Below are 6,347 nucleotides of genomic sequence, written 5' to 3'. Positions count from 1 at the left end.
TCACGATCTGCATCCCCGGCAGCTCCCGGAGGTACATCATCGGCATCCCGAGTGGTGGGATAGCGCTTGGCGGTTTCCCGCGAGCTCAGCGAACGACCGCTGACAAGCAGGAAGGACACTACGCCCAGCAGAACGACGGCAAGGACAGCGAGAGTAATCACAACTGATGAATCCACCCGGTCAGTCTAGCGGGGGAGGGGACCGGTGGGCGTTGAGATGCTGACCAGGTTGGCCAGCGGGAAGCTGTGTCCTAGCGGCGAAGCCTGCGTGCGACTTTGCTGAACGTTGTCTTGGCCTGCTGGGCTGCCGGGCTGACTCGTTCAGTGACCCGGTGCAGGAGGCTGGAACCGGTCTCCTGGGCTAGTACTTCGAGCAACTCATGAGCTTCCTCCGCAGAACGGGCCGTCTGCTGAGCTGACTTCTCCAGCTCATCGAGTCGTGCTGTCAGCGCAGCGATCCGGGCATCGCGCTCGGCAAGCTGAACTCGCTGGTCCGCTGTGCTCGCGCTGATACGAGCATTCTGGTCAGCGCTGAGAGCAGAGTGCTCCGCCACGGAGGCAGCAAGCGCATCAGTACGCTCCTGGAGCAGTGTCAGCCGCTCCGGTACATCCGCTACCGAGTGCAGTGCCTCATCAACTTCGGTGCGCAGCTGGGCATATTCCACCTCTCGGACCTGCTCCAGCCTCGAGTAGACCTCCTGCAGCTCGAGCACGAGGTCACGCTGATGTCTCAGCAGCGCCAGCACCACCTGGTGAGCGTTTTCGCCGAGGTCTTCGGGCGCTGCGATCTCCTCAGGCTCGCTCTCTGCGGGGCCGATCCCCGCAAGCTCGCTGTCCGTAAGCTCAGCAGCATCGTCCTGCTGGGTTCCCGCGTGGAACGACTCGAGCTCTGCGGCGTCCTGCGTTGTGGAATCGAGCTCTGCGGTGTTGTGTGCTGCGGAAACGGATGGTGCGGTACCGGCAGTACTTTCTGGCGTCTCAGTCTGATCTCTCATGCCTGTTTCCCCTCGAGCGGCTTTTCATCAGCAGGTGACTTCTTCGAAGAATCCTACGTGGTTCGTTCAGCGCCTAGAGCTGCCCCAGCCGTAGATCACGTCGAAGAAGCTGCGGCCGTGTGTCGAGGGCCTGGGCGCGGGAGCGGTGGGCACCGTGCCCGGAGCGTCGGCGTCGTCGCGCTGGGCCTGCTCCTCATCCGCTGCCGTGGGCCGCTCCACCTGCGCAGTGGGGCTCGTGGCAGCTGTCCCGTGCAGTTCTGCAGAGGCCGATTCCGCAACCTCTGGCGTCGCAGCGACTGGCGCGGCGGCCCTACCAATGTGCTCTGGGACCTGCAGGGTCTTTATATCGTGGGCAGAGAGCGCCTTCAGGCCGGCCATCGGAAAACGCGTGAGCTCCTCCAGGAAGGCCGCACGTTGAGCGTAGGAGGCGCAGCGCGCACGGTGGGCGGCGCTGAGCATGATGCGTTCAGTCGGTGACAAGCCGTGCGCAGCCCCGGCTCGGGGAGTAGTCTGCTGTGCTGCGGGGCTGAGAGACAGTGCGCGGGCAGCGCGACGGTGGCCGATCTCCACTGCCTGCATAGTGGTGAGATGCCCGACCAGGGCTGCCTGGATAACTTCCGCATCATCAACTTGGTGCACATTGTTACTCTAGAGCTTTGGGCCGCAGGCTGCGCGAGGCTGACACCGCTTCGAGGATGTCCACGCCGGTGCAGCCGCTGCGGCGCCCACGAGTTTTACGACGACAGACAGCGAAGGAACCGACGCACACGTGTTCAACTCCCTCTCCGATCGCCTGACAGCGACGTTTAAGAACCTCCGCGGCAAGGGGAAGCTGTCCGAGGCTGATATTGACGGCACCGCCCGCGAAATCCGGCGTGCCCTGCTCGATGCCGATGTGGCTGTGCCCGTGGTGCGCGAGTTCATTTCGCGGATCAAGACCCGTGCGATGGGTGCGGAGGTGTCCGGTGCGCTGAACCCCGGCCAGCAGGTAGTGAAGATCGTCAACGAGGAACTCGTGAACATCCTCGGCGGTCAGACTCGCGAACTGCAGTTCGCCAAGCAGCCGCCCACTATCATCATGCTCGCTGGTCTGCAGGGTGCAGGTAAAACCACCCTGGCCGGCAAGCTTGCCTTCCACCTGAAGAGCAAGGGCCACGCCCCGCTGCTGGTGGCCTGTGACTTGCAGCGCCCCAATGCGGTGCGTCAGCTCCAGGTCGGTGGTGAGCGCGCCGGTGTTCCGGTATACGCCCCGCATCCGGGTGTTTCCTCCGAGGCTGAGGCCCCCACTGGTGACCCAGTGGCGGTCGCCCGCGAGGGTGTATCCACCGCCCGGGAGAAGCTGCATGACGTGGTGATCATCGATACCGCCGGTCGGCTCGGCGTCGACGCTGAACTCATGCAGCAGGCTGCCGATATCAAGGCTGCCGTCGGGGCGCATGAGACGCTCTTCGTCATTGACGCGATGATCGGTCAGGACGCGGTCAATACCGCCCAGGCCTTCAATGAGGGTGTGAACTTCACCGGTGTGGTGCTGACCAAGCTCGACGGCGATGCCCGCGGTGGTGCGGCACTTTCAGTGGCCTCAGTCACCGGCAAGCCGGTGATGTACGCCTCCACCGGTGAAGGACTGAAGGACTTCGAGGTCTTCCATCCTGATCGGATGGCTCGGCGGATCCTGGACATGGGCGACGTTCTCAGCCTCATCGAGCAGGCCGAGGCCAGCTGGGATAAGGCCGAGGCCGAGAAGATGGCCCAGAAGTTCGCCGATCAGGAGGACTTCACCCTCGAGGACTTCCTCTCCCAGATGCAGCAGCTGAAGAAGATGGGTTCCATGAAGAAGCTGCTGGGCATGATGCCCGGCGCTGCAGGAATGCGTCAGCAGCTGGATCAGTTCGATGACTCCTCAATCGGGCGTATCGAGGCGATCATCTACTCGATGACTCCGCATGAACGCAATGCCCCGAAGATCATCAACGGCTCACGTCGTGCCCGCATCGCCAAGGGTTCCGGAGTTCACGTCTCCGAGGTCAATATGCTCCTGGAGCGCTTCGGCCAGGCCCAGAAGATGATGAAGAAGATGGTCGGCGGGGGCGGTATGCCGGGAATGCCCGGTATGCCTCCTATGCCGGGCATGGGCGCCGGTGGTGGCAAGAAGAAGCCAGCCAAGGGCAAGGCTAAGAAGGTCAAGGGTAAGTCCGGCAACCCCGCAAAGGCTGCTCAGCAGGCCCGCGAGGCCGAGCTGCGCCGTCAGCAGGGTGCCAAGCGCATGGATGGCTCAAGCTTCGGCGCAGCCGGACAGGACTTCAACCCGGACGACCTCAGCCTGCCCAAGGGCTTCGAGAAGTACCTCAAGTAGCAGATATCGTAAGGAAACTGCCGGAACCCCTCTGATTTTGGGGGTAGTTTCGGCAGTTTCTTTACGTTCTATGCGTGCTGAGGCTAGCGTCCGCTCTGCCGGTGTGCGGGCCACGTCATGGCCGTGGCGGGGTTTCCCCGCCCGCGGAACCCTTCGGTGTGATGGCGGGCGTGAGCCCGCCGAGAGCGTGGCGGGGTTTCCCCGCCCGCGGAACCCTTCAGGTGTGATGGCGGGCGTGAGCCCGCCGAGAGCGTGGCGGGGTTTCCCCGCCCGCGGAACTAGCACTGAATCGCGCCGGAGCTCGATCTCTGGCACAATATGTATGTACTTTGCTCGGCCTGTGGGCACCCTCTATTCTCACCGGCCGGTCAACGTTCTTTAGTGGTCGCACTGATCCGGCAGCAAGATCCCCACACTGCCTCAGTGCCTGGCCGCGCCAAAACTCAGATACAGGAGTAACCACACAAGTGGCAGTCAAGATTCGTCTCAAGCGGTTCGGCAAGATCCGCAGCCCGCACTACCGCGTCGTCGTTGCCGATTCCCGCACCAAGCGTGACGGTAAGGCGATCGAGGAGATCGGCAAGTACCACCCCACTGAGGAGCCCTCGTTCATCGAGATCGACTCCGAGCGTGCCCAGTACTGGCTCTCCGTGGGTGCTCAGCCCTCCGAGCAGGTCCAGCAGCTGCTGAAGATCACCGGTGACTGGCAGAAGTTCAAGGGGATCGACGGCGCCGAAGGCACCCTGAAGACCAAGGCCGCCAAGGAGGAGTTTGTCGCTCCTTCCAAGGGATCTGTCATCGTGGAACAGTCCGCAGCCCCCAAGGCTGAGGAGCCTGCAGCAGAGGAGGCCCCGGCAGCGGAGGCTTCCGAGGAGAACGCTGAGTAATCATGTCTGAAGCAGTGATCACTGACGCGCTGGAGCACCTGGTCCGCGGCATCGTCGACTCGCCTGATGAAGTTGATGTGCGCCGCAAGAACGGACGCCGCTACGACACCCTCCAGGTTCGGGTGCATCCCGATGACCTGGGCCGGGTGATCGGCCGCGCCGGCCGCACTGCTAAGGCTCTGCGCACCGTGGTCGCCGCTCTGCCTGGCGGAGACAATGTTCGGGTCGACGTCGTCGACACCGACCGTCGCCGCTGAGCGGCCTGGAGCTGCACGCTTCCATGGCACACACTGAATACGACGCCGACTCGCAGCCAACCCCCGGAACTGGGGAGCGGCTGCGGGTCGCTCGCATTGGCAAACCCCACGGCATCCGCGGTGAAGTCACCGTCCAGCTGTTCACCGATGACCCCGCCGAACGGCTGGCTCCCGGGGTCGCACTGATCCGTGAACCGGGCAAAGAGACCACAGATCGCAGTACCGCGAGCCTGACCGTCACCGCCCAGCGTTGGAATAAACAGATCTGTCTGCTGCGGTTTGAAGAGATTGATGATCGCGACGCCGCTGAGGCGCTGCGCGGCTCCTTCCTCTACATCGAGGCGCCGGCTGAGGCGGATGAGGATGAAGGCTGGTACAGCCACGACCTCGAAGGCATGAGCTGTATCGATGCCTCCGGTACCGCACTGGGCGAAGTCGCTGAGCTGATCACCGGCCCCGCCCAGGATCTTCTCGTAGTCACCACCGCTGACGGCGAAGAGATCATGGTCCCCTTCGTCGAAGAGATCGTTCCGGAGATCGACGTCGAGGCGCGCACCATTCGGCTGAACCCGCCCGCCGGTCTTTTCTAGAGAGCTGCCGCATGCGCATCGACGCTATCTCCATCTTTCCTGAGTTCTTCAACGTCTTAGACCTGTCCCTGATCGGCAAGGCCCAGCGTGATGGGCTGCTGCAGATCAACCGCATCCAGCTGCGGGACTACGCCTTCGATCGCCACCACAGCGTGGATGACACTCCCACCGGCGGTGGCGCCGGAATGGTGATGAAGCCCGAACCCTGGGCGCTGGCCTTAGAAGACGTGCTGGCATCCGAGGGCGCGGCCGCTCGTCCTACCTTGATCATCCCCACACCCTCGGGTGAAGTGTTCACGCAGAGAGTCGCCGAAGAACTCGCCGGCCGCGAGCATTTGGTCTTTGCTCCGGGCCGCTTTGAAGGCATTGACGAGCGGATGAGCCACTGGGCGGCGGAGCATTTTGATGTCCGCCGGATGAGCATCGGTGACTATGTGCTCAACGGGGGCGAATCCGCCGTCGTCGTCATGGTTGAGGCCATTACTCGGCTGGTACCGGGGGTGATCGGCAATAGCGAGTCACTCGCCGAGGAGTCGCATTCCGGTGAGGGCCTACTGGAATATCCCGTCTACACCAAACCCGCCCAGTGGCGCGGTGAAGCAGTGCCTGAGGTGCTGCTCTCCGGGGACCACGCGAAGATCGCTCAGTGGCGACGGGAGCAGCAGCTTCAGCGGACCCGCAAGATCCGTCCCGACCTCTGGGCCAAGTACGTAGTGGCGCAGGAAATGGCGAACGAGTAAGATAAACAGCTGTGCCTGCTGGACGCCAGCTCTGCCATGGGGGAGCAGCGTCAACAGACAGGCCCCGGAGTCAACACCCGTTGGCACCGGATTCTTAAGCCTTTGAGGCTCACCACCTGCGTATCGGCAGATTCCGGAGAGCCTTAAGAACGTAAGGCGACTGACCTATGGCAGACGTCTTCAGGAGCAAACGATGCAGAAGCTTGACTTCATCGACGCAGCATCCCTGCGCAACGACGTCCCGGACTTCGGTCCTGGCGATACCGTCAACGTGCACGTGAACATCGTCGAAGGCAAGACCACCCGTGTCCAGGTCTTCAAGGGTTACGTGCTCGGCCGCCAGGGCGGCGGTATCGGCGAGACCTTCACCGTTCGCAAGGTGTCCTTCGGAGTGGGCGTGGAGCGTACCTTCCCGGTGCATTCCCCGGTTATCGAGAAGATCGAGGTCCTGGCACGCGGCGACGTCCGCCGCGCCAAGCTGTACTACATGCGTGACCGTCACGGCAAGGCTGCTCGCATCCGC

General features: G+C 63.1%; 8 protein-coding genes. 6 read left to right on the top strand and 2 right to left on the bottom strand.

From position 1 onward, the window contains the following. Positions 1–250: 250 nt before the first annotated feature. Positions 251–994: a hypothetical protein gene (locus TX78_RS00795; protein ID WP_044492803.1), complete on the bottom strand. Its 744-nt coding sequence runs from the start codon at positions 992–994 to the stop codon at positions 251–253. 66 nt (positions 995–1,060) lie between these two features. After that, entirely contained in the window at positions 1,061–1,633 is a 573-nt protein-coding gene (locus tag TX78_RS00790; protein WP_044492802.1) for a hypothetical protein, read from the bottom strand. Positions 1,634–1,763: 130 nt separating this feature from the next. Between TX78_RS00790 and ffh the strand changes: the two genes are divergently transcribed. The 6 genes from ffh to rplS all read left to right on the top strand — a co-directional run. Then, complete coding sequence (ffh, locus tag TX78_RS00785; RefSeq protein ID WP_044492801.1) at positions 1,764–3,350, top strand: signal recognition particle protein; 1,587 nt, start codon at positions 1,764–1,766, stop codon at positions 3,348–3,350. 467 nt (positions 3,351–3,817) lie between these two features. Continuing rightward, positions 3,818–4,237, top strand: coding sequence for a 30S ribosomal protein S16 (gene rpsP / locus TX78_RS00780; protein ID WP_044492800.1), 420 nt, complete (start codon positions 3,818–3,820; stop codon positions 4,235–4,237). 14 nt (positions 4,238–4,251) lie between these two features. After that, positions 4,252–4,494: an RNA-binding protein gene (locus TX78_RS00775; RefSeq protein ID WP_044493450.1), complete on the top strand. Its 243-nt coding sequence runs from the start codon at positions 4,252–4,254 to the stop codon at positions 4,492–4,494. 23 nt (positions 4,495–4,517) lie between these two features. Then, entirely contained in the window at positions 4,518–5,084 is a 567-nt protein-coding gene (gene rimM, locus TX78_RS00770) for a ribosome maturation factor RimM (protein WP_044492798.1), read from the top strand. Between the two features lie 11 nt (positions 5,085–5,095). Next, entirely contained in the window at positions 5,096–5,824 is a 729-nt protein-coding gene (gene trmD / locus TX78_RS00765) for a tRNA (guanosine(37)-N1)-methyltransferase TrmD (protein ID WP_044492797.1), read from the top strand. A gap of 193 nt (positions 5,825–6,017) precedes the next feature. After that, a partial coding sequence (gene rplS, locus TX78_RS00760; RefSeq protein ID WP_044492796.1) for a 50S ribosomal protein L19 occupies positions 6,018–6,347 on the top strand: 330 nt, incomplete at its 3' end.

It is taken from the genome of Nesterenkonia massiliensis (genome assembly GCF_000455245.1).
Classification (GTDB): Bacteria; Actinomycetota; Actinomycetes; order Actinomycetales; family Micrococcaceae; genus Nesterenkonia; species Nesterenkonia rhizosphaerae.
The sequence above is the reverse complement of the archived record's forward strand: the minus strand, read 5'-3'. Positions and strand labels throughout refer to the sequence as shown.

What these genes read in the sequence shown, in the direction of transcription:
- TX78_RS00795 (WP_044492803.1), bottom strand. Translation starts at nt 994, where the DNA reads ATGAGAGATCAGACTGAGACGCCAGAAAGTACTGCCGGTACCGCACCA.
- rimM (WP_044492798.1), top strand. Translation starts at nt 4,518, where the DNA reads ATGGCACACACTGAATACGACGCCGACTCGCAGCCAACCCCCGGAACT.
- trmD (WP_044492797.1), top strand. Translation starts at nt 5,096, where the DNA reads ATGCGCATCGACGCTATCTCCATCTTTCCTGAGTTCTTCAACGTCTTA.